The sequence below is a fragment of the Geobacillus sp. TFV-3 genome (assembly GCF_009901865.1).
In the GTDB taxonomy this organism is placed as follows: domain Bacteria; phylum Bacillota; class Bacilli; order Bacillales; family Anoxybacillaceae; genus Geobacillus; species Geobacillus thermoleovorans_A.
This window is the reverse complement of record NZ_MPSP01000001.1, coordinates 1,108,462-1,131,697: the sequence shown is the minus strand read 5'-3', so window position 1 is coordinate 1,131,697 and position 23,236 is coordinate 1,108,462. Positions and strand designations below refer to the sequence as shown.

At 52.6% G+C, this 23,236-nt stretch carries 22 protein-coding genes, 2 pseudogenes and 1 riboswitch; of the genes and pseudogenes, 7 read left to right on the top strand and 17 right to left on the bottom strand.

From position 1 onward, the window contains the following. Nucleotides 1-37 precede the first annotated feature (37 nt). Nucleotides 38-241: pseudogene (locus tag BJQ97_RS05735) on the bottom strand (transposase); the annotation flags it as partial. Between the two features lie 224 nt (nt 242-465). Here BJQ97_RS05735 and BJQ97_RS05730 point away from each other — a divergent pair. Beyond that, entirely contained in the window at nt 466-729 is a 264-nt protein-coding gene (locus BJQ97_RS05730; RefSeq protein ID WP_160155847.1) for a hypothetical protein, read from the top strand. Between the two features lie 305 nt (nt 730-1,034). Here the strand turns inward: BJQ97_RS05730 and istB are convergent, their stop codons facing one another. Continuing rightward, complete coding sequence (istB, locus tag BJQ97_RS05725; RefSeq protein WP_021322668.1) at nt 1,035-1,787, bottom strand: IS21-like element helper ATPase IstB; 753 nt, start codon at nt 1,785-1,787, stop codon at nt 1,035-1,037. Beyond that, complete coding sequence (gene istA, locus BJQ97_RS05720) at nt 1,784-3,289, bottom strand: IS21 family transposase (RefSeq protein WP_160155558.1); 1,506 nt, start codon at nt 3,287-3,289, stop codon at nt 1,784-1,786. Before istA ends, istB begins: the two co-directional genes overlap by 4 nt. A gap of 224 nt (nt 3,290-3,513) precedes the next feature. Here istA and BJQ97_RS05715 point away from each other — a divergent pair, with 224 nt between their 5' ends. Then, nucleotides 3,514-3,864, top strand: a complete 351-nt coding sequence (locus BJQ97_RS05715; RefSeq protein WP_160155846.1) for a hypothetical protein — start codon at nt 3,514-3,516, stop codon at nt 3,862-3,864. An 868-nt stretch (nt 3,865-4,732) separates the two neighbouring features. Here BJQ97_RS05715 and BJQ97_RS05710 read toward each other — a convergent pair. Further along, nucleotides 4,733-7,306, bottom strand: a complete 2,574-nt coding sequence (locus tag BJQ97_RS05710) for a vitamin B12-dependent ribonucleotide reductase (protein ID WP_160155845.1) — start codon at nt 7,304-7,306, stop codon at nt 4,733-4,735. Between the two features lie 253 nt (nt 7,307-7,559). Continuing rightward, a complete protein-coding gene (locus tag BJQ97_RS05705) occupies nt 7,560-8,396 on the bottom strand; it encodes a lipoate--protein ligase family protein (RefSeq protein ID WP_160155844.1) in 837 nt (278 codons plus the stop codon). Nucleotides 8,397-8,589: 193 nt separating this feature from the next. On the opposite strand from BJQ97_RS05705, the gene BJQ97_RS05700 reads away from it, so the two are divergent. Continuing rightward, nucleotides 8,590-8,964, top strand: a complete 375-nt coding sequence (locus tag BJQ97_RS05700) for a rhodanese-like domain-containing protein (RefSeq protein WP_160155843.1) — start codon at nt 8,590-8,592, stop codon at nt 8,962-8,964. A 227-nt stretch (nt 8,965-9,191) separates the two neighbouring features. Here BJQ97_RS05700 and gcvPB read toward each other — a convergent pair whose 3' ends face one another. The 3 genes from gcvPB to gcvT are packed head-to-tail and all read right to left on the bottom strand — an operon-like array spanning nt 9,192 to nt 13,120. Beyond that, nucleotides 9,192-10,652, bottom strand: a complete 1,461-nt coding sequence (gene gcvPB, locus BJQ97_RS05690) for an aminomethyl-transferring glycine dehydrogenase subunit GcvPB (RefSeq protein ID WP_160155842.1) — start codon at nt 10,650-10,652, stop codon at nt 9,192-9,194. Continuing rightward, entirely contained in the window at nt 10,645-11,991 is a 1,347-nt protein-coding gene (gcvPA, locus tag BJQ97_RS05685) for an aminomethyl-transferring glycine dehydrogenase subunit GcvPA (RefSeq protein ID WP_160155841.1), read from the bottom strand. The genes gcvPB and gcvPA overlap by 8 nt, the downstream gene beginning before the upstream one ends. 34 nt (nt 11,992-12,025) lie before the next feature. Then, nucleotides 12,026-13,120 carry a glycine cleavage system aminomethyltransferase GcvT gene (gene gcvT, locus BJQ97_RS05680; RefSeq protein WP_160155840.1) on the bottom strand — a complete coding sequence of 365 codons (1,095 nt, stop codon included), beginning with the start codon at nt 13,118-13,120 and terminating at the stop codon, nt 12,026-12,028. Nucleotides 13,121-13,308: 188 nt separating this feature from the next. Beyond that, nucleotides 13,309-13,398, bottom strand: a riboswitch (glycine riboswitch). Between the two features lie 219 nt (nt 13,399-13,617). Between gcvT and BJQ97_RS05675 the strand changes: the two genes are divergently transcribed. Next, nucleotides 13,618-15,282 (top strand): DEAD/DEAH box helicase, encoded by a 1,665-nt coding sequence (locus BJQ97_RS05675; RefSeq protein ID WP_160155839.1) that lies wholly within the window; start codon nt 13,618-13,620, stop codon nt 15,280-15,282. Continuing rightward, nucleotides 15,269-16,063 carry a YqhG family protein gene (locus BJQ97_RS05670; RefSeq protein WP_160155838.1) on the top strand — a complete coding sequence of 265 codons (795 nt, stop codon included), beginning with the start codon at nt 15,269-15,271 and terminating at the stop codon, nt 16,061-16,063. The genes BJQ97_RS05675 and BJQ97_RS05670 overlap by 14 nt, the downstream gene beginning before the upstream one ends. Before the next feature lie 102 nt (nt 16,064-16,165). Here BJQ97_RS05670 and BJQ97_RS05665 read toward each other — a convergent pair whose 3' ends face one another. The 8 genes from BJQ97_RS05665 to comGA form a co-directional block, all read right to left on the bottom strand. After that, entirely contained in the window at nt 16,166-16,345 is a 180-nt protein-coding gene (locus BJQ97_RS05665; protein WP_011231910.1) for a YqzE family protein, read from the bottom strand. Between the two features lie 45 nt (nt 16,346-16,390). Further along, the gene (gene comGG / locus BJQ97_RS05660; protein WP_160155837.1) at nt 16,391-16,780 is read right to left on the bottom strand and encodes a competence type IV pilus minor pilin ComGG; all 390 of its coding nucleotides are present in this window, start codon (nt 16,778-16,780) and stop codon (nt 16,391-16,393) included. A gap of 75 nt (nt 16,781-16,855) precedes the next feature. After that, nucleotides 16,856-17,353 carry a competence type IV pilus minor pilin ComGF gene (gene comGF / locus BJQ97_RS05655; RefSeq protein WP_236567128.1) on the bottom strand — a complete coding sequence of 166 codons (498 nt, stop codon included), beginning with the start codon at nt 17,351-17,353 and terminating at the stop codon, nt 16,856-16,858. Continuing rightward, nucleotides 17,281-17,607: a competence protein ComG gene (locus BJQ97_RS05650; protein WP_160155836.1), complete on the bottom strand. Its 327-nt coding sequence runs from the start codon at nt 17,605-17,607 to the stop codon at nt 17,281-17,283. Before BJQ97_RS05650 ends, comGF begins: the two co-directional genes overlap by 73 nt. Continuing rightward, nucleotides 17,591-18,034 (bottom strand): competence type IV pilus minor pilin ComGD, encoded by a 444-nt coding sequence (comGD, locus tag BJQ97_RS05645; protein WP_160155835.1) that lies wholly within the window; start codon nt 18,032-18,034, stop codon nt 17,591-17,593. Before comGD ends, BJQ97_RS05650 begins: the two co-directional genes overlap by 17 nt. Beyond that, nucleotides 18,018-18,314 carry a competence type IV pilus major pilin ComGC gene (comGC, locus tag BJQ97_RS05640; RefSeq protein ID WP_066230544.1) on the bottom strand — a complete coding sequence of 99 codons (297 nt, stop codon included), beginning with the start codon at nt 18,312-18,314 and terminating at the stop codon, nt 18,018-18,020. The genes comGD and comGC overlap by 17 nt, the downstream gene beginning before the upstream one ends. Nucleotides 18,315-18,510: 196 nt before the next feature. Continuing rightward, nucleotides 18,511-19,539 carry a competence type IV pilus assembly protein ComGB gene (gene comGB, locus BJQ97_RS05635; protein WP_160155834.1) on the bottom strand — a complete coding sequence of 343 codons (1,029 nt, stop codon included), beginning with the start codon at nt 19,537-19,539 and terminating at the stop codon, nt 18,511-18,513. Beyond that, the gene (gene comGA / locus BJQ97_RS05630; RefSeq protein WP_160155833.1) at nt 19,536-20,609 is read right to left on the bottom strand and encodes a competence type IV pilus ATPase ComGA; all 1,074 of its coding nucleotides are present in this window, start codon (nt 20,607-20,609) and stop codon (nt 19,536-19,538) included. Before comGA ends, comGB begins: the two co-directional genes overlap by 4 nt. A gap of 192 nt (nt 20,610-20,801) precedes the next feature. Between comGA and BJQ97_RS05625 the strand changes: the two genes are divergently transcribed. Further along, complete coding sequence (locus tag BJQ97_RS05625) at nt 20,802-21,500, top strand: helix-turn-helix transcriptional regulator (protein WP_160155832.1); 699 nt, start codon at nt 20,802-20,804, stop codon at nt 21,498-21,500. 159 nt (nt 21,501-21,659) lie between these two features. Continuing rightward, entirely contained in the window at nt 21,660-21,902 is a 243-nt protein-coding gene (locus BJQ97_RS05620; RefSeq protein WP_044730837.1) for a DUF2626 family protein, read from the top strand. Between the two features lie 83 nt (nt 21,903-21,985). On the opposite strand, the pseudogene BJQ97_RS05615 reads toward BJQ97_RS05620, so the two are convergent. Next, nucleotides 21,986-23,118, bottom strand: a pseudogene (locus BJQ97_RS05615) (class I SAM-dependent methyltransferase). Nucleotides 23,119-23,236: the final 118 nt, after the last annotated feature.

Genomic DNA, 23,236 nt, shown 5'->3' with positions numbered 1-23,236 from the left:
TCCAAATTCCGTTTTTGCGCACGCCAAAGAGCCGGTCCCGTTCCGAATCTTCCGCTGGACGACCCGTTTTTTCCGTGTACAGGGGAGTCACCCAATCGTGAATGACGGGGAAGTCAACGGCTTCGTTGATTTGGCGCAGGATATGATGTGGAGGAACCAGTTCCTCCATGTCGATGACTTGAAATAGACGAGGCTGAGTCGAAGGGGGTCTGGGGGCTTTCGTGATCCGCTCACGCTCCATTCCAAAGATTCCTCTCCTCTTTTTCAACATAAGCCCCCTTAATCCCTGCCTTGGCGTGTACTTTTTCATCGGCCTTCTAGGTATCCATCCTCGCCCCTAGATACACGCCTAAAATATGCTCAAATGCCTCTGATCCATTTTGTATCAAGGGGCGAGAGGCACTTGGTTTGCCTAGTCGCTGTCGAACTCGGGGTGCGAAATGTGAGGTATATAATATGTGATGAATGAATAAAACTACAGGTTATTTTATTACCTCTGCAATCGATACAATCGATCCAATGATACAGTACGGTATAAACGGGAATTTGTCAGAAACTATGAACAAAAAACATAAGGATGAGAAAGTCTATTATTTTGGTTTAAATAGATTTAGTTTTGGTAAAAATAACGAAGAAGTGAAAGAAAAATTTGAAAATGCTAAATCCACAATATTAAGGAAATTAAAAGCTGAAAAAAGAAATGGGACAGAGGAATATAAAAAAAATTGAAAAGCTACAGCTAAAGTCGTTGAAAAAAGGTAATAAGAGGAGCCCCGGGTGGGACGAGTTGTTAAAAGAGCATAATACTACAATGGTATATGCCACAGCTACAAATCCGGATTATAAAGTATTAAATGTTGACCGCATCTATCAGCGCAACTTTGGGATTGATAATCCTAATTCAGCTTGTGGTCCAACGGTTGCTGCCATGATTATGGATTATTATCATGATGAATTGGGGTATAATGTGTTTTTTGCAAGCAAAAAATGCAGAGAAGTGCAAGAAAAAATACATAGGCTTGCCAGCTCAAGACTTAAGGTTCCAGACCGGGGGAAGAGGACGGCTGGATCGCGGAGAGAGCGTTCCGCAGTCGATAGCTCTCTCCCGTAAAGGCCAGGATGTGGGCATGGTGAACCAAGCGATCCACCAGCGCAGCTGTCAAGCGGTTGTCCCCAAACACCCGATTCCACTGTCCAAATTCCAGATTCGACGTCACGATGACGCTTTTTCGCTCATAACAGTCGGCGATAATATGAAACAACAGCTCCGATCCTTGCTTTTGAAACGGCACATAGCCGAGTTCATCCAATATCAACAGTTCGCACGCATCGATGCTTCGTTTCAGCCGCCCGAGCGTGCCATTTTTCAATGCCTCTTCCAGCTGGGCGACGAGATCCGCGACGCGGAAAAACCGAACCTCATGGCCTTGTTGGCACGCCTGGATGCCGAGCGCTGTGGCGAGATGGGTTTTTCCTGTCCCGGGCGAGCCTAAAAGCAGAACGTTTTGCTTTCGCTCCAAAAAGCGAAGGTCACACAATTCCTTCTTCGATGTCGTGGTCGGCCAGTGGATGTGATCCGACCATTCGTAATCCTTCAGCCATTTCAACTCCCGAAACTTGGCTTTCTTGATCAGCCGGGCCTGTTTCGCCTGCTGGCGGCACGACAGCTCCAGCGCCAATACATCCCGCAAAAACTGTTCTTTCGTTTCGAACATCACCTCCTCGAATCGATCCGCGATATAGGCCAAATGCAGTGCTTTACAAATCTCTTTCACCTCTGCTCTCATCCCTGGACACCCCCTTCCCGAACAGGATGAAGACGTTGATCATACACCGTTAAGTCCGTTTCATAGTCGATCAGGACGGAAGGGGTGTACGATTCTTTCCACTTGGCCGGGTAATGGGATTGCTCGGCTTCCATCAACACCCCGATTTCATGAGGAGCCAAGTCCCATCGCTGACTCTCCTCGAGCCACTGGGGGATTTCATAAAGCGTGCAACGATCCAACAGCGCTCGCAGCCCTTTCAAACGGGCCGCCACCTGGGGCGGGGTGCCAGCCAGATACGTTCGGATCGCTTCCGGCAAGTACGCCCGGTATCGGGAATGCCCGACAACCCGGGGTTTGGTCTCCCACTCAGCGAAAATCTCTTTCCAAGGGATCTCGCGTTTCACGTTCGTATACGGCCTTGGCATCTCAAGATGTATGCCTCCGTCAGGAGAGAGCACAAAGAAACGATCCCACTCTTTTTTCACCAATACCCGGTTGGGGACGGACAGGCCATGGACGACGAACGCCTTCCCATCCACCATCACTTCTCCGTACTTATTCACGTAAGCGTGATCGAGGGAGAAGATCGGAAGATCTTGTTCCGGCAACGCCAACAGCTCCGGCCGCTCTTCCTGCCATAGCTCCTCTATCAACCGCCCCTTTTCATAATGAGGGCGGTTTCGGTCCTCGACCATCTTGCGATGCAGCCACTCCACCAGCTCCGGATCCGACTCGATCAACGGAGCCGGGACGAAACAAAGGTTGCGAGTGTAATAGACTTTTCGCTCCGCATTTCCTTTCTCATGTCCGCTGTATGGATTGCACACTTGTACATCAAACCGATAGTAGAGTTGAAATTTCTCAAAAGCCTCGGTGAATTGGCGTTCTCCCCCTTTTCGAATCGACACGATGGCCGCGGACAAATTGTCAATGCGCAATGCCTTTGGCACTCCCCCAGCCTGACGAAACAGCTGCGTCAACCCATGGAGGAAGCATTCACTGTTTTCCGCCGGCAGCGGATAAGCAAACGCAGCGTTGCTATACGGGAAGCTTACGATCAAAACCGATCGTTCTTCTTCCTTCCCCTCCTTCGTCACCACCGTCATCTTCCCGAAATCCACCTGCGCCTCGCCTGGCGGGTGCTCAAGTCGTTCATAGCGCTGTTCTTTCTCGAGTTTGAGCTGCGGTCTTCGTTTTTGCACGTACGCGCAAACGGTGCGATACGAGCCTTGAAATCCATGGTCACGACAAAGCGCTTCAAACATCGTCTTGTTCGTTCGCCGTTGTTTTCTCGGCAGCTTGGCATCCTCCTCCAACCAGTCATCAATGATTTGCCCGTATCCTTCTTCCTCCATCATCCCCTTTTTGCGTTTGATGGTTGGTTGGACAGAAATGCCGCCATCCGCGTATTTCTTGACCGTTCTCCAGTTATATCCCGTTTCGCGGGAAATTTCCGCAATCGATAACCCTTTCTTTTCACGCAGTTTTCTGATACGATTCATTTCGGGCATTGCCAGCATCCTTTCGCTCCTCCACTGTTTGGTTTATGTGTTCACAACTTCCACAGTAGAGGAAATGTTAGGGGCTGGCAAGCCTTTTTTCTTTGCCTTAGGCTCTGCACGTTTCGTTGCAGAACTCTGTATTTTTATTTTGCACTAAACAGTATAATGTTCGTGATAACGCTTACTATGGTTCATGGGCAGCCTTAGTTAATCATCTTTATAATGAGATAGGTACTACATGGTTGGGCACAACCATTTCAATGTGGGCTAGTGGTTCTCTTGAGCATGTTTTTCATACAAGCAATGCTTGGACCTACAATATAGTAACAGACGCAGAAGGAAACGGTTCTAAGTTTATCAGTGCTATTAATAACAACAATCCTGTTGCAGTCCGATTCGATTTATTTGACAGTGGAGGTTCAACTATCACATATCATTTTGTTTGTGGGATTGGATATAATAAAAACGGTTCTTATACGGGGGATTTGCATATCGCTTACAAAGATCCTGACAACGGCGCTAATAATACCGCAACGCATTGGTTTGATTGGACAGATGATGACCAAGATATCGACTTTGCGTGGTTATCTTAAAAAATGAAACAGTCCTTCATCATACCTAAGGAGTGTTTCATGTGATAAATCCAGTAAAATCGGGGGGAGGGAGTAGTGAAGTTGAATTTATTTTCCAGACGATTGATTGGATTGCTTTTGGCTTGTTTATTTATGATATATCTAACAAAACTATTTACAATGAAACCTCATGTAATTTCTGGAAATGGAAATCCAGGAATGGTATTTATAATATTATCTGCACTACTATTTTTCTTCTTCGGAAGGGAAATATGGAAAATAATGAATAACGCAGCTTATTCAAAAAAAAATGGTTATTTATAACTATTTCTTCACTATTTATTCTATGTCTCTCAGCTTTTTTAGAAATTTCGTATTTTGTGAACCTAATCAAGCAATTAGGAGGGCCACCGTCCAATACAAATTCTAAAATCTATCGTTATAATTGGGTAAATCAATATACAAACACTTTGTACGTTAATATTTATACATTTTGTATTTTTATCTCCAGTGTTATTTTTGTTCATTCAGTAAAAAAGTTTGTACAAAAATAGAATCATAACGTCTAAAAGGTACTGTCAACCATTTTGTGTAATGAAAGATTTTTTTCGTATTTTATAATCATGAAATCATGAACGGTTTCAAAAAAAAAGATTAGGCCACCTTAGTCCGATAGAGTACCGAATGACCAAGGCAGCCTGGCAGGTGAACGGCTGGGAATATCTTCAATGAAGTGAAATGAAGGGGACGTTGTCAAGTGCTTTCCTTGACAACGTTTCTTCATTCCACTATCTTGCGAGCAGCTGAAGAGGGGGGTTTTTACACTGGTCTACTTGACTGGTATATGTTCATTGCAGAACCAGCGTGTCCTTCACCCCATCATTCAACATTACAACCCGCACTTCAGCTGCGCGCCGCAGTTGGTGCACGTGTTGCAGCCGCCGATCTCTTCGATCGTCCCTTCGCGGCAAATCGGGCAAATATTGCCAATTTCAGAACCGATTGTCACATCGGTGGCGCGCACATCTTGAATCGTATCAACGAGCACAACGGGGCGTTTCGTCTCTTTTTCCTCGAGCTCCTCTGGAAGCAGCTCAAGTTGCTCTTCAATCTGATTCTCCTCTGCCTTTAGCGTCAACACTTGCGCATCGCGACTGCCGTCGACATAGACGGTCCCGCCTTTCGCGCCGCAGCGCCATAACCGTTCGTACACTTTTTGCACTTGCTCGACGGTGTAGCCTTTTGGCGCGTTGACCGTTTTCGACAAGCTCGAGTCGACCCAGCGCTGAATGATGCATTGCACATCAGCATGCGCTTCCGGCGGCAAGTCCATCGCCGTCACAAACCAAGGCGGCAAGTGGTTCGGGTCGGCTTCTGGATGTTTGTCCAAATATTCTTCGACGATGTCCGCTTTCACTTCGATAAATTTGCCCAAGCGCCCGCTCCGGTAGTACGAGAACGAGAAGTACGGCTCCAGCCCGGTTGAGACGCCGACCATCGTCCCAGTCGATCCTGTCGGCGCCACCGTCAGCAAGTGCGAGTTGCGGATGCCGTATTTCAAAATATCTTGGCGAATGTCTTCTGGCATCCGTTTCATGTAGCCGGTGTTGATGAACGCTTCGCGCAGCTTGCGCGTCTCTTCCTCCGTTTCGCCGACCAAAAACGGGAAGCTGCCTTTTTCTTTCGCCAGCTCGATCGATGCCCGGTACGCGGTCGTGGCGATCGTGCGGAACAGCTCATCGACGAGCTCGTTTCCTTCCTCAGAGCCGTACGCTTTTTCGCAGTAAATGAGCAAGTCTGCGAGCCCCATGACGCCAAGGCCGATGCGGCGCTCGCCGAGCGCTTGTTTTTTGTTTTCCTCAAGGAAGTACGGCGTCGCGTCAATGACGTTGTCTTGCATCCGCACCCCGATTTCGACCGTGCGTTTCAGTTTTTCGTAGTCCACGACTTTCCGTTCTTTGTCCACCATGTTCGCCAAGTTAATGGCGGCCAGGTTGCAGACCGAATATGGTGCGAGAGGTTGTTCCCCGCACGGGTTGGTCGCAACCACTTTTTGCCCGTACGCGCGGGCGTTCGTCATTTCGTTGGCGTTGTCGATGAAGAAAATGCCCGGTTCGGCGGAATACGTGGCGCAAATATTGATCAGCTTCCACAGTTCGCGGGCGCGGATTTTTCGGTAGACGCGGACGCGGTAGCCCATTTTCTCCCATTCTCGCACATCGCCGACTTCATGCCATTTTTCGTTGTAAATGCGCATTTCCTCTTCGGAATACGTTTCCACATCCGGGAAACGGAGCGCGTATTCTTCGTCCTTTTCGACCGCTTCCATGAACTCTTTCGTCAAGCAGACGGAAATGTTCGCACCGGTCAAAAAGTCAGGATTGTGCACCGTGTATGTACCACCGGTGCGCAGTTTTTCTTCGGCGTCTTTGATGATTTCCTCAGTGAAACCGCCGTAGTCAGGCGCGTTCTTGTAGCGGACGATCGCTTCGTACATCGCCCGCTCCCGCTCGGTGAGCGGCGTAAATTTCAGTTTGTCGCGCGCTGCTTTTTTGATTCCTTCATCTTCCATATTTTCGAGCAGGTAGCGCAAAATGCGCGGGTTTTGCATTTTCGAGACGATGAACTCGATAATGTCCGGATGCCAGTCGGCAAGCATAATCATTTGGGCGCCGCGCCGGGAGCCACCTTGCTCGACAAGGTGAGTCAGCTTCGCAATGTCGTCAAGCCACGAGACCGACCCGGACGATTTGCCGTTCACCCCGCGCGCAAGCGTATGGCGCGGCCGCAATGTCGAGCCGTTCGTTCCGACGCCGCCGCCGCGGCTCATGATTTCCATCACCTGCTTCCGATGTTCGGAAATTCCTTCGCGCGAGTCTTTCACAAACGGCATCACATAGCAGTTGAAATACGTCACTTCCTTGCCTGAACCTGCGCCGTACAACACGCGGCCGGCCGGAACAAAATTCAAGCTTGCGAGCTCTTGATAAAACTTTTCGAACCACTCTTTCCGCTTTTCTTCCGTCTTTTCCACCGCCGCCAGCCCGGTGGCATTGCGCTTGGCGATTTGCTCATAGAAAATCTCGAGCGGCTTGTCGATAATGTCGAGCGACCGAACCACAATGCCGGTCTCCGCCTCTTCCCCTTCGAGCACATGCCGGTATTCGTCCTCAATCAACACGTGCGCCTTTTTCGCCTCCCAGTCGATGTCGACGATAAACCCGAGCCCCCGGGCCGGGAATTTCGGATCTTCCTTGATCGTCAACACGACAAAGTCACCCGGTGTGAGCGTCAGCTTCTCCGTATCTTTGAACGAATACCGATCCAACATGACCAAACGGGATACGCCTTTATGGGTGATGTGCATATCCGGCGTAATCGGATGCACTTGCGGAAATAGGCGGATATCCTCGTTCAGCTTGTCAATATTGATCTTCATTTTCTCGGATGACGCCACCGTCATTCTCCTATCTCTCCTCTTTTATATAATCTCTCATGTTTTTGGCAAAGTTGTCCTGTCTTCTCTACCTTATCATATCGAACAGAAAAAAACAATATATAGTATGATTTTTTATGAAAATCATACTATATATTGTTAAAGAGAACAAACGATTTCGTTTTTGTCAAGCCAAAAAACAAAACATGGCGAAATGCGGAGAAAAACGGGGGAGTGCCGCCGTTTCTGCCGGAAAACGAGCGATTTGCCGCGTCGCTGCTCATCGCTTGAAGTTCCATTCATCGCTTTCGTATTTCGTCCGCGCCAGCTCTTCGACGTACGCCCGTTCCTCGTCGGTGAGCGTGTACGGCTCCAATACGATGTCCAATCCTTTTTCAAATCCTTTGTAAAACGCTTCTTTCGCTTCCTCAATCGTCACCGTCCGGCCCGCCACCTCATTGATGGCGACCGCTTTCTTTTTAAATTCACGCTGCAGCCGCTCTTTCACCCGCTCGTTCGGGTATTTAAACAAACGGAACAGCAAGTCTTCGTCCAAATCGAGCAAAATCGAGCCATGCTGCAAAATGACGCCTTTTTGCCGCGTTTGCGCGCTGCCGGCGACTTTCCGCCCCTCAACGACAAGTTCGTACCACGACGGCGCGTCAAAGCAAACAGCCGAGCGCGGGCTGCGCAAATCGGCTTTCTCTTCTTCTGTCTTCGGCACGGCAAAATACGCATCCAATCCAAGATAGCGAAATCCTTCTAAAATTCCTTGAGAAATGACGCGATAGGCTTCCGTCACCGTCTTCGGCATCGCCGGGTGCGATTCGGAGACGATCACGCTGTATGTCAATTCTTGATCGTGCAGGACGCCGCGCCCGCCGGTCGGACGGCGGACAAAGCCGAGGCCGTGCCGTTTGACCGCCTCTAAGTCAATTTCTTTCTCCACTTTTTGAAAATAGCCAATCGACAAGGTTGGCGGATTCCAGCCATAAAAGCGGACCGTCGGCGGAATTTTTCCTTCGCTGTGCCAATCGAGAAGCGCCTCATCGAGCGCCATATTGAACGCCGGCGGGCAATAGCCGGAATCGATAAAGCGCCATACTTCTTTTGCCATCGTTCCACCTTCTCCATTGTTCCTCGCTTCAACCTGGCGGCGTTTCAGGGCAGAACGCCTTCGGCCACCTTTACTAGTTTAGCAAACAACGCCGGTGAAGGAAAGAAAAATGGCACGGCGAAAATCTCTTTGCTTCCCCGCAGCGACTTTATATAATAGGAAATAGCAGATGAAGCGAAAGGAGGCATGACAGGTGAAGGCATTGCTCATTATTCTCGGCGCGATCATCGTGTATTCCGTCATTACGTACTTCTGGCAGCGGAGAATTGTCAAAGCATTGACAGAGGAAGAGTTCCGCGCCGGCTACCGGAAAGCGCAATTGATTGATGTCCGCGAACCGGATGAGTTTGCGGCTGGACATATTTTAGGGGCGCGCAACATCCCGCTCACGCAGCTTCGCATGCGCATGAAAGAATTGCGCAAAGACCAGCCGATCTATTTGTACTGCCAAAACGGGCTGCGCAGCGGGCGTGCCGCGCAAATGCTCTACCGAAAAGGGTACCGCGACTTGTACCATTTAAAAGGCGGATTTAAAACATGGACCGGGAAAGTGAAGAAAAAAGCGTAGCCTAACGAAAGAGGCGCTCTGCCGGGAAAGGCAGACGCCTCTTTTCGCTTGCGCTAGACCGCCGCATATTCCGGCGGCAGAACGACCGTCTCAAGCACCGAAGCAGCCGCGCCGATAGCGCAGCTTTTCTCCTTCAGCTTGGAGGCGATGATGGATGGTTCACTTTCTTTTTTGACAACGAAGCGGCCTCCCTTTACGAGGCAGGCCGCATAAGAACAAGGCTTAGCTTACGTTTCTTTTTGGTAGCGCAAAATCGGTTTGCGCGCCGCGGTCGTTTCATCGAGCCGCTTGACGACCGTCGTATGCGGCGCTTCTTGAACGATTTCCGGATTTTCCTCCGCCTCTTTGGCGATTTGGATCATGGCGTCAATAAACGCATCGAGCGTCTCTTTCGACTCCGTCTCCGTCGGCTCGATCATCATGCATTCTTCGACGATGAGCGGGAAGTAAATCGTCGGCGGATGGAAGCCGAAATCAAGCAGCCTCTTGGCGATGTCGAGCGTTCTGACGCCAAGCTTCTTTTGCCGCCGGCCGGAGAGGACGAACTCATGCTTGCAATGGCGGTCATACGGCAAATCGTAATACTCAGCAAGCCGGCGCATCATATAGTTGGCGTTTAACACCGCATATTCGCTCACCGCTTTTAAGCCGTCCGGCCCCATCGAGCGGATGTACGTGTACGCTCGGACGTTGATGCCGAAATTGCCGTAAAACGGCTTGACGCGGCCGATCGATTGCGGGCGGTCGTCATCAAGGTAATAGCCGTTTTCCCCTTTTTCGATGACCGGCTTCGGCAAAAACGGAATGAGGTCGGCTTTCACCCCGACCGGGCCGGAGCCTGGGCCTCCGCCGCCGTGCGGGCCGGTGAACGTTTTGTGCAAGTTCAAATGGACGACGTCAAAACCCATGTCTCCCGGGCGCGCCTTGCCAAGAATGGCGTTTAAATTCGCGCCGTCATAATACAGCTTGCCGCCGGCTTTGTGGACGATTTCGGCCATTTCGACAATATGCTCTTCAAACAGCCCGAGCGTGTTCGGGTTCGTGAGCATAAGCGCCGCTGTATCCGGACCGACGACGCGCTTTAAGTCATCCAAATCGACAAGCCCGTCAACCGTCGAGCGGACCGTGACCGTTTCAAAGCCGGCCACCGTGGCCGACGCCGGGTTCGTGCCATGCGCCGAATCCGGAACGATCACTTTCGTCCGTCCGAAGTCGCCGTTTGCTTCATGATAAGCGCGGATCATCATCAGCCCCGTCCACTCTCCGTGGGCGCCGGCCGCCGGTTGCAACGTGACCGCATCCATGCCGGTGATTTCCTTTAAATGTTCCTGCAAGTCGTACATCAACTCGAGCGCCCCTTGCACCGTTTCTTCTGGCTGAAGCGGATGAATGTGGGCAAACCCGGCGAGGCGGGCAACGTTTTCATTGATTTTCGGATTGTATTTCATCGTGCATGACCCGAGCGGGTAAAACCCGGAATCGACGCCGTGGTTTCGTCTCGAGAGCGCCGTATAGTGGCGCATTAAGTCAAGCTCCGACACTTCCGGGAGCTCCGGCTCTTCAATGCGAACATAATCGGCCGGCACGAGCTCGCTGACATCGACAGCCGGAACGTCCAACGCCGGAAGGCTGTAGGCGATGCGCCCCGGCTTGCTTCGTTCGAAAATAAGCGGTTGATTGTTACGCATGGCCATCCCCCAATTCATTGACAAACCGATCGATTTCTTCTTTTGTCCGCAGTTCGGTGACCGCAACAAGCATATGGCCCGCCAGCTCCGGATAATCGCCGCCAAGGTCATAGCCGCCGATGATTCCTTTTTCGAGCAGGCGGTCGTTCACATCAGAAACCGGCCGTCCGAGCCGGATGACGAATTCGTTGAAAAACGGACCGGCAAACGGCGACGACAATCCGCGCTTTTCCAATTCCCTCTTTGCATAATGCGCTTTTTGAAGGTTCATCGTCGCCATTTCTTTTACGCCCCGCTTGCCGAGCGCCGACAGCGCCACGGAAGCGGCCAAGGCGTTCAACGCTTGATTGGAGCAAATGTTGGATGTCGCCTTGTCGCGGCGGATGTGCTGTTCGCGCGCTTGAAGCGTCAAGACAAATCCGCGGCGCCCGTCCTCATCGGTCGTCTGCCCGACGAGCCGCCCCGGAATTTTGCGCATGAGCGGCGTTTTGACGGCGAAATAGCCGCAATGCGGGCCGCCAAACTGCGTCGGAATGCCAAACGGCTGCATGTCGCCGACCACAATGTCGGCGTCAAACGCCCCTGGCGGAGTCAGCACGCCAAGCGCCAATGGGTTGCTGGCGACGACAAACAAGCTTTTCTTTTCATGCGCAAGCGGCGCGATCGCTTTCAGCGGCTCAATTTGACCAAAAAAGTTCGGGTATTGGACGACAACGCACGCCACATCGTCCTCCATTTCTGCTTCAAGCGCCTTAAGATCGGTGATGCCGCCGTCATACGGAATTTCTTTCACTTCGAGCTTCTGTCCTTTGGCGTATGTGCGCACAACTTCCCGATATTGCGGATGAACGGCGGTCGAGATGAGCACTTTCTTCCGCTTCGTATGCGCGGCGCTAAGAAGCACCGCTTCGGCAAGCGCCGTGCCGCCGTCGTACATCGACGAGTTGGCGACATCCATGCCGGTCAACTCGCACACCATCGTCTGAAACTCAAAAATCGCCTGCAACTCGCCTTGGGAAATTTCCGGTTGATACGGGGTATACGCGGTATAAAATTCAGAGCGCGACAACACATGGTCTACCACCGCTGGAATGTAATGGTCGTACACCCCAGCGCCTAAAAAGGAAACGTATTGTTTCAGATTGGCGTTTTTTTCCGCTAAGGCCGCAAGCTCTTTCCACAGCTCCGGCTCCGATTTGGCCGGTTTCACCTTCAGCTCGCCGCGGAAGCGGACTTGTTCTGGAATATCGGCAAACAAGTCGTCAATCGAGGCGACGCCGATCGTCTTCAACATCTCTCGTTTATCTTCTTCCGTCATCGGCAAATAACGATGGAGCACAGCGCTTTCCCCTTTCCTTGTCGCTTTGGAATCGTCACTTAGCCCGCTTGTAAAACGGAATCGGCACGATGTTCGCTTTCAGCCGTTTGCCGCGGATGTCCACCTCCACCTCCCGGCCGATGGCGGCCACATCTGCTTTCACCAAAGCCAAGCCGATGTTTTTCTTCAGTGTCGGCGACTGTGTGCCGGTCGTGACGAAACCGACTTCTTCGCCGTCGGCAAATACAACGTATCCGTGGCGCGGAATGCCTCTGTCGATCATCTCGATGCCGACGAGCCGGCGCGGCGGCCCCGCCTCTTTTTGCCGTTTCAACACAGCTTGGCCGATAAACGGCGGCTCTTTTTCCGTTTTGACGGCAAAACCGAGCCCGGCTTCAACCGGTGTGATCGAGTCGGACAGCTCTTGGCCGTAAAGCGGAAGACACGCTTCAAAGCGGAGCGTATCGCGCGCCCCCAACCCGCATGGAAGGACGCCGTCACGAGCTCCGTCGGCCAGGATCGCCTCCCATAGCGCGGCGGCGTCTTCGGCTTTACAATATAGCTCAAACCCGTCTTCACCCGTGTAGCCGGTGCGCGAAACGAGCGCCTTCACGCCCGAGACTTCGACGCCGTCGGCGAATGAAAACGGGCGCAGCGTAGACAAATCAAAATCGGTCAATCGCTGCAGGACGCGCTCTGCTGCCGGTCCTTGCAAAGCAAGCTGAGCCGTTTCGGCCGATACATCCTTGAGCTCGACATCGCCCTCAACATGCTCGCTTAGCCAGGCGAAGTCTTTTTCTGTATTTGCGGCGTTGACGACAAGCAAATAGTCGTCGGCAGCTCTTTGATAAATGAGCAAATCATCGACTGTGCCGCCGTCCTCATAGCACATGAGCGTATATTGCGCCCGGCCGGGCCGCAGTTTGGCGACGTCATTGGTCATGAGTTTTTGCAAAAACGCAAGACTCCCGCGGCCGCGGACGACAATTTCCCCCATATGAGAAACGTCAAACAGCCCGGCGCGTGTTCTTACAGCCTCATGTTCTTCCTTGATGCTGGAAAACTGCACCGGCATCTCCCAGCCGCCAAATTCAATCGTTTTGGCGCCGTAACGGGCGTACACCGAGAATAGAGGCGTGCGCTTTAGCATCTGCTTTTCCCTCCTTTAATCCACATCACACAAAAAAGGACAGACTTCCCCCTATCAACAAGTAAGGGGGCTCTGTCCTGGCACCTGAAAGTTTCCCGCCGGCCGTTTGGCGCATCCGTTCGCAGTCCGTGGGGCCGATCGGTTTCCTCTTGGGTGGCCTGCGTGAACGCAGGCGCTCTCCAGAGCTGCGTCAAGCAAGAGTCTTTTTGCCTGAGAGATTCGCGTTTTCCGCTTGCTCCTTCGGCGCTACATTCCGTAGTCTCTCCCCTTGCCGTCATCCGCCCATCGATAAATTGTTTTCAAAACGGGCATACTAATAAACGCCCTTATCAACGAGTCATGCGAATGTTCTAAATTTATACTACCATCAACTGCAGCCAAAGGGCAATAGGAAATAATCGAACTTTAATGGTAATTGGTCATAATAATGTTCTTTTTTTACCCAACATACCAAATGTAATCTATATAAACATTCGCAGCAAGGGAAGGGGATCGCCATGAACATTGATCTTGAAATGGATGAAACATGGAAGGAAGAATTTTTGGCACGCGTCGAAAAAGACGGCCCTTGGGCGAGCTGGGAAATGTACGAACTGGCGCTTGAGGCCGCTCATCATTTAAGCGTCCCAGAATTTAATGGCTTGCAGGCGCCGAAACATTTGCCCCACTTGACGATCCTCCCGCACCAGCTTGAAGTGGCGCGCCGCGTCGTCGAGGAGATGAACGGCAAAGCCATTTTGGCGGATGAAGTCGGGCTTGGAAAAACGATCGAGGCCGGGCTCGTCTTAAAAGAATATATGATTCGCGGCCTTGTGAAAAAAGCGCTTATTCTCGTTCCCGCCTCCCTTGTTTCGCAATGGGCGAGAGAGTTGAACGAAAAGTTTTTCATCCCGGCCGTCCAGCAGAAAAAGAGCTACGTCTGGGAGCAGTGCGATATTGTCGTTTCCTCGATCGACACGGCAAAAAAACCGCCGCACCGCGACATCATCTACGGGCAGTCGTACGACATGATCATCATCGACGAGGCGCACAAACTGAAAAATAACAAAACGAAAAACTACGAGTTTGTGCAAAATTTAAAAAAGAAGTTTTGTTTGCTCCTGACGGCGACGCCGATCCAAAACCGAATCGAAGAAATTTTCAACCTCGTCTCACTCTTGAAGCCTGGCCATTTAGGCAACGCCGAGCAATTTGCCAAAACATACGGCAAAACACGGACCGTACAGACGCACGACCATTTAAAAGCGCTCGTCAACAAAGTGATGATCCGCAACCGCCGCGCCGACACGCCGATCGAATGGTCAAAGCGCCACGTTGAACCGGTGCTGATCGAGTTTACGAATGAGGAACGGGAACTGTATGAAGCGGTCAAGGCGCTCCGCCGCGAATCGTTCGCCGGCTCGTTTTCGCTCATCACGCTTCTTCGCGAGGCGTGCAGCAGCCGCGAAGCGCTGTTCCTCACGATCAAAAACATGATCGACAAATGCGGCGGAACGGTTCCAGAGCCGCTTGAACGCGTATTGGAAAAAATCAACGCCGTCACGACGAACTCAAAGGCGGAAAAAGCGCTCGAGCTCATCCGCTCCATCAATGACAAAGTCATTATTTTCACGGAATACCGGGCGACGCAGCTTTACTTGCAATGGTTTTTAAAGCAGCACGGCATCTCGTCCGTTCCGTTTCGCGGCGGCTTCCGGCGCGGCAAAAAAGACTGGATGCAGGAACTGTTTAAACACCACGCCCAAGTGTTCATCGCCACCGAGGCGGGCGGCGAGGGCATCAACTTGCAGTTTTGCCGCTATGTCATCAACTACGACTTGCCGTGGAACCCGATGCGCCTTGAGCAACGGATCGGCCGCGTCCACCGGCTCGGCCAGACTGATGACGTTTACATTTACAACTTCGCCATCAAACAAACAGTCGAAGAGCATATTTTAACGCTTCTGTACGAAAAAATCCGCCTGTTCGAACGAGTCGTCGGCGAGCTGGACGACATTTTGGCGAAAATGAACCTCGCCAACCTGGAGCGCTACTTCGAAGACGCCTTCGTTCATTCACGGAGCGAAGGGGAGATGAAAATCAAAATGGAAAACATCATCGCCATGATCGAGCTGGCAGAGCAGCTCGGAAAAGAAGGAGGCAAGCAGCATGCAGCAACATGAAATCCGCCGCTTTGTCGAACGCTATTTTGCGGCCAACAGCTGCACGTTTGTGGAAGCGAACGATGATTACCTCATCGTCCAGCTGACGGCAGAAATGGACAAAGAGCTGATGAACCGCCCGTTTTACTGGCATTATATCGAACGGACAGGCGGCGTCCCGCAGCCGATGCAACTGACGCTCATCACCCGCGCGAGCGAGCGGACGGACAAACTTAAAGGGGAGCGCCTCCATTTCGGCGCTCCCCGGCTGCACCAGCTGTTCCGCTCAGCGCAAAAACGCGGCAGCTTCATCCGCCTGTATGAGGAGCCAAGCGCGCCTTTAGACGGCAACGCCGCTCTCCATCCATGGCTCGGCATGAACGTCACAATTTCGTACGAATGCGACCGAAAAAAAGATGAAATCGTCTCCCTTGGCCTTCACCTCATTAGCGGAACGATCGTCGAGTCGTTCCACGAACGGCTGCGCGAGCGACGGCTGACGCCGAAAATCCCTGATTACTGTTTCACCATCTCCCCGCTCATTAAACCGAGAAGCGGCATCGGCCGCATTGAACAATATATTCGCAGCCGCATCGCCGCCGACAACCATGCGTGGGCGGATGAGGCGCGCCGACGCTGGGCCGACGATTTGGCGTTGCTTGATGAATTTTACAAAGACTGCGAAGAAAAGCCGGAGTGCTATTATATTGAGAAGGAAGCGTTGGAAAAGCAGTACAAGCCGCATATCACCGTTTCCGTCATCAACGGCGGACTGTTTTATTTGCTTCCCCGCTCATCGTGAGCCAAATCCGGGATTGGTCCATCCGGCTCGGAGCGCTCAAACCGACAAACTCCCTTCCGTCGGCACGAAAACCGCCCGCCGGCCTAGGCCAGCGGGCGGCTGCTACGGGCGGCGCCGAAACAGCAGCCGAAGCGAAAGCGGCACCATGCCAAACAAGCGGTATGAAAGGGGAAGCTGCTCTTGTTTCCGCACCTGACGCCGCTGCCTCCGCTCCTCTTTCGGCAAATCCATGTAGGCGACAAACTGTTGGGTGACAAACTTGACATAATCGTTGACTGCCATCAAATCCCCCCTTTTTTCTTTTAGTTTTTCCGCTTCTTTCCTCTTTTAACCGTTTTGCTCGCTCCATTCGACAATATGAAGCGCTGGAAGCGTGACAGTAAACATGGCAGCGCGCCTCAGCCCAGAGGACGAACGGATGGACAAAGAAACCCGAACGTGCGCTGCATCTTCCCGCACCCACCGGTAGGCCGCCATTCCGCGCGGATAGGTCCATTCTCCAGTCTCCCCCGCGGTCGACGGATCAGCAGATGCGATGCGTTCTTTTACGTCAAACACGGCCATCTGCACAAGTTCATCCGCTTCGGCTGCCTGCTGGGCCTCATAAGCTGCCTGTCGTTCCGCTTCATAGAGGAGCAAGACATGCATGACAGAAAAGACAAGCAACAAAGAAACAACAGCCACAATCGGAAAAATAACGCCATCTTGTCGACCCATTTCCCCTTCTCCTCGTTTTTCCAGTCTAAAAAGGGGGAAGCGACGGTCAAAGGGGCCCACCGTACAAGCCGCCGGCTAAAACGCCCGCGCCACAAACGCCTCGCAAACGGTGCCGTCATCAGCCGTCACTTGCAAAAATATCCCGCGGACGCCGGCGCGGTACGAAACAGCGCGCACATGGCGAAGCACCGTTTCATTGCCAGCGCCGTCCACCTGGCGGATCAGCTCGGCTCTTGACGGAGCAACAGAAAAACTGACCGTCTTGCCGCTCCATTTTTGCAAATAGAGGACACGGCCGCCAGTTGACCATTGCTTCGTTTCATTCAGCTCGATTTGCAGCTGTTGCAAAAACAGCCGCCATTCCAATCGGGAAAACGCGTCCGTCGGCTCTGGAGCCAGCAAGCGGACGGACAACAACGCCGGAACGGCCGCCGCCGCGGCCATCGCAGCCACCAGCGCCAACAACGCTTCAATCATTGTAAACCCGCTTTCTTTTGCCGCTACCGCTTGCCATACCCGCACCGCTCCATCTCGCGGCCGGCGTAATCGTTCCAACGCACGCAAACGCTCCACATTCGCCCTCCTTCCTCTCGCGCCTGCAGCCGAAACACCGTGCGTCCGTCAGCAACGATGGTTTCTCCCACAAGCGGCTCCTCGTACAACGCGATCGATAACAGCTGATGCGCTTTTTCTTCGAGCATGAGGTTTTGCCGCTCGACGGCGATTTGCATGAGCAGCGGAAGAAGAACCGCCGTCGTCATCCATAGGAGCGACAAAGCGAACAACGCCTCCACCAATAAAAAACCACCGCTACATTTTTTGCACATAAAACCGCCCTTTTCCAAGCAAAAAAGTAAGCTTGTAGTTGCTCTTGCCCCCACGCACCCAAACGGTTCCCGCCTTCTCGATGTTGCCGTTGTCCGTAAAGACGAGCGGATTGCGCAGCGTGACGAGCCGGAACCGCCACGGAGAAGGGAGTGAGCGGGCGACAACCTGCCGGCCGCTCGCTGCCTCAACCGCCTTGTACTCCGCCCCGCCATCAGTGAAAAAAATGGACACATCGGCCCGATGGGCGATGGCGTATTGCTGCGCTCTATACAAGTCCGCGCGCAGCACAGCCAGCATATACATCTCCTCTTGATGGCGCACAGCGCCGCCAAGCGCAGGAACAGCCAGCGCGGCAAGCACTAGCACCACCGAGAAAACGATCAGCATCTCAAGCAGCGTAAACCCGCCGTTATGAACCGCTTTCACTCACATCACCGTTCGCGCTGATTTGGATCGCATGGCCGTTCGGACATTTGGCCGATTTAATATAGCGGCCGTCGAGCAATTCCTGCACCGTCGGAATTTTGTTATGTTCCATTTCATACGCTTTTACCTGCGCTTGCACCGTGTTCAAAAACGCCTCACATCCTTTCGAATTGATCATGCTGTTGTGTTTAGTAATATTGGGAATCGCAATCAACAGCAGAACAGAAATCACCATCATCACAATCAACATTTCGATCAACGTGAATCCTTTTTGATTCATTGCCACTCCTCCTCGTATACAAAATTTCAGAAAAAGCGCTTAGCGAATGACCGGTTCGATCCGTTCCTTGACCATCGAATCTGTTCATTGATTGGGCCTCGGGAGGTGGGGCGCGCTCCTCCCCCAAGGAGCCGACACATTGAGATTGAGCATCATGTTCCTGCGCGCCGTCCCATCTCCATTGGATGGAAGCAGCTTACAGTCCGTTCAACATAGAAAACATTGGCAGCAAAATCGCCAAATACATGCCGACGACAAACGAGCCAACGACCGCCAATAAAAGCGGCTGCATGCGTTTTAAGACCGACTCGATTCGTTGTTCCATCACCTGCAGCAAAAACTCGCTGTAATGTTCAAGTTCTTTGCCAAGTTCGCCGTTCGACTGGCCGTGGCGGATGACAAGCGCCAGCTCTTGTTCGTAATAGCGGACGGCGCCGATTAATCCGTCAAGCGTCATCCCTTTCATCAACCCCTCGCGAAGGCGCCGACCCTCCATTTGCAAAAACGGCCAAGACGACGGCTCGCTGAACACGCCGAGCGCATCATAAACCGACAACCCGGCCTGCAGCAAGCGCCCGAGCTGGCGAGCGGTCTGGCAGGTGAGAAACAGTTTCAGAAACGAAGCAAGCCCTGGAATTCGCAAAGCGAATTGAAGTTTTCGGGAGACCGGCCAGCGGCGGAAACAAACGACGTAAAACAGCCCGGAGAACACCGCCAAGGCGGCGATGGCGGCCAGCACCATAGGGGCATGGGCGATCACCGTAAGCAGCCAAGCGGTGTGTCCGCGTTGTGGAGAAAACGCCGCCGCCGCCCGTTCAAACTGCGGCAACAGCCACCATTCCATCAAGACGAGCATGATGATGAGCAAAGAAAGAAGGAATAGCGGATAACGGCTGAAGCGGCGCAGTTGCTCGTGGAAGCGCGCTTTTTGCGCCAGCGCTTCCCCTGTCTCTGCCATGCCGCGCGGCAAGTCGCCATGCCGTTCGGCAAAAAAGAGGAGGTTAACCGCCATGCGGTCGACCGACAGCGCTTCGACAGCCGCAAACAGCGGCAGCCCAGCGCGCAGCTGCTGCAGACAGCGTTCCACTTCCAGCCGGCGGTGTGTTGGAGCCTGGATGGCCAAAAACTCAAGCGCTTGCCCAAGGGGGTAACCGCGCTCGAGCAGCCGGCCAAGCCGGGCAAAAAACAACGCCTGTTCAGCGAGCGGCCACATTTTGCGTTTCATCTTTCTCCCCCTCCGACGAGCTCAAGCATGCGGACGGGCAGGTAGCCGAGCGCAATCCCCTTGCGGATCAAGCGGACCAGCGTCATATAAGAACGCTTTGGCTTCCCTCTCCCATCGGTGAGTGAACGAATAACGTCCTCAAGCGCTGAACCGTAAAGCAACTCATAAACAGCGGTGCGCCGGCGTCGCCCAAGACGGCCGCACACTGGATGGCAATCGTCGCCGCACAGCGGGCAGCAAAGCTCGACAAGCCGCTGGGAGGAGACGGCAAGCAGCGTCTCGGCCAAATCGGCGATTGGAATGCCGAATTCATGCAGCCGGTAGACGGCGCCGGCTGCATCGGCGGCGTGCATCGTCGAGACGACCAAATGACCGCTCAGCGCTGAACGGATGGCAATGGCTGCCGTGTCATGATCGCGGATCTCACCGACCATCAACACATCCGGGTCATGGCGCAGCGCCGCTTTTAGGCCGGCGGCGTAGGTGATCCCTGCTTTCTCATTGATTTGCACTTGCAACAATCGTTCGTTCTGTTTTTCGATCGGATCTTCAAGCGTGATGATGTTGCGTTGCCTTTCAGCTTGGCAAAGATCAAGAAGGGTGTACAGGGTCGTCGTTTTCCCCGACCCCGTCGGACCGGTCAACAGCACGAGTCCTTGCGGATGCTGCATGAAGGAAAATAATCGTGCGGTGGAGCGGAAGAATAAGGATAGTTCGCGAAGCGGCAGCGAGAGGCGCTGCGGCAGAAGGCGAATGACGAGGCTTTCATCATAGAGCGTCGGCAATGTCGATAAACGCAAATACACCGTTTCCCCAAACTCAGTTACTTCCATGGCGCCGCTTTGCGGACGGCGTCGTTCCCCGATGTCCATGCCGGCTAAAAATTTAAAGTGGACGATAAGACGTTCCGCGGTTTCTTTCGGAAGCACGCCGACATCGACAAGCATGCCATCAAGCCGAAAGCGAACAGCGGCATCGCGGCGGCGCGGAACGAGGTGAAGATCCGAGGCGCGGCGCTGCACCGCTTCGGCGAGAAGGCGGTTTGCCGTTTGTTCGATCTCGTTCAGCACATATTCCCTCCTTTCGACAGGCTGTTTTGTATTTCGACGAGCATAAGCCGTTATCCTGCTTTTGGCGCAGCTTTTTTGTGAAATTTTTTTGAATGTCAGTCCACTCACTGACAATAGTGACAAAAATCATTCCTCGCTTTGGACGATTTCATTATAATAACCATATCAATGATTCATTTAGGAGGGAAACCGATGGAACAAACACTGAAAATTACAAGCGTATTGTCTGACCCGACCAGATTTCATATTTATGAATACATGGCAAAAGTGCATCGCGACGTTTCTGTTCAAGAAATCGCAGAAAAATTCCATATCCATCCAAACGTCGCCCGCCTGCATTTAACGAAACTTGAAGACGTTCGCATGGTCGTATCGGATACGCAAAAAACGGGAAAAGGCGGACGGCCGAGCCGGTTGTACCGCCTGTCCGACGAAGTGATCGGGCTGTATTTTCCGTTCCGCGATTATCAACTCCTCGCCCGCATCGCCATTCAAACGATGGCCAAACTTGGTCCCATTGGAAGCGAGGCGTTGCGTGAAACAGGAAAGCGCTTCGGCCGTGAGCTCATCGCCAGCCGTTTGCCGCATAACAGCACAGCGGGCGCGCTCACCATGGCCGACAAAATCGCTATAATGGAAGAGGCGGCCGAAGCGGCTGGATTTTTGCCGCAATTGCACTATGATGAAGAAAAAGGAGTGCTATACCTCGATATTTTCAACTGCCCGTTCAAAGAAATCGCCGCGCAAGCGCCTGATACCGTCTGCGGCATGCACCACGCCTTTTTGGAGGGAATGGTCGAGACGCTGTTTGCCGGCGCCGAAGTAGCGGAAACAGAAAACATGATGGAAGGCAGCCGCCGCTGCGCCTACCGCATCGCCATCCGTCCGTGACAGCGTCCCTCCTTCTTTTTTCTTTGTCTGCAAGCAAACAACGGCCGGCATTTGCATCATTTCTTGCCACCTGCCCGAAAGCGTTATTTACATTCCCAACCATTGTACATTATAATAAGTAAGGACCAATGGTTTGCACAAACGAAGGAGGGATACATAATGGACCGCATGTTCCGCGTGCTCGCCTTTTGGACCGGCATTTTTGCTGTCATGTTTTACCTCGGCCATATGCATACGACGTCGCTCATTTTCTTTGGCCAAACGGTGTTTTTCTTGTTCCTCGGCTTTTTAAAGCTGACCGAGAGAATGTACCTTTACATTTTCGGGGCATACTTGACGATTTTCTTCGCGGCGTTTACGTATTGGACCACTTTTATGATGGTGCCCGGCATGGGTGAATAAAAAACAGGCAGAACCTCCTGCCTGTTTTTTTGTCGCTTTGACCTGAACCCCTTTTCTCCATTACAGATAGGCGAAGGAAACCGTCAATCGGCTGGCAAAAACTCGGGCGCTGTCCAAAAGCCGCGCGTGGGGAGACTCATTCCTTTCTGCAAGATAAGCACGTCAAAAAAGCAGCTGACGCCACCGTCGGCGATCAGCGCACGGATCATTCGATTTTGGCGGCTTGCCGGCGAAAAGAAATCGCCGCCTTCTGAAACGTTCCATTCACGCAAAAGACCGGCCGCGAGCAAAAACCGATCTTGGCGAACGAACGCCACTTCCTCCCACCCAGCCTGACGGGCGTACAAACGAAGCGCATCCCATTGCACATGGCTCGTCAAGTCCATCTCTCCCGGATGGCAAAGCGGGTCGGCAACAAGCTGATGACGGAAATACCCGCGCAAGCTTCCATGTCGCCGCGCCGGGGCGCGCAACTGTTCGTCCGTATAGCCATAGTCGACCGTCACCATCACTGCCTGATGAAACAGCGTCCCAACCTCGCGCCAAAACGCCTTCATCGCGAGAGGCACCTCAAGCCTTTGCCCCTCAGCCAGTTCCAATCCGCGTTCATTTAAATAGCGGACAATAGCAGGACGGCAAAGCGGCGCCTTTTCTTCCACGAGCCGGCCATCGCGGGCGGCGACAAAACATTCGTGCAAAACACCGCCTTCCTTTACAATGACGTGAACGGGAAATGCATCAAAAAATTCGTTGCTGAACACGATGCCGGAAAACGGCCCACGCTCGGCCAGCCAGCGAGAGACATCGTCATATTGCTCCACCTTCTCGGCGACGGGTTGAAGCGTTTCGCACTGGCGCCGGCGATGGAACGGGCTTTGGTCGATGATCGTATACGACAAGCGGTCGTATGTATGCGGACTTTTTTTCTTCCATTCTTCTAATACGGAAAGCGCCAATTTTCCGTCTCCGCCCCCCACTCGCAAACAGCCGGCGGCAGCCCCCCTTCTTCCACGAGCCGAATCCAAAGGGAGGCGAGCGCTTTGCCAAACACCGGAGCGAATGAGCTGTTCGTAAAAAAATCGCCTTCCTTGCCGATTTTCGCCCACTCTCGCATATAGTAGCCGGATCGTTCGTCGTAAAGAGCCATCTTGATGTAATCGGCATACGACACTCGCCCGCCCGGCGCCGCGGCAATCTGTTCGTACAATCCGTTCATCTTTCTACCCCATTTTTGATTTTTTACTGTTGACATAGTGAAAATAATCATATATCGTTATAGTAGTAGCTTAAACTATATCCCCTCCCATTATTGTGGATAGAACATCCCCCAAAAC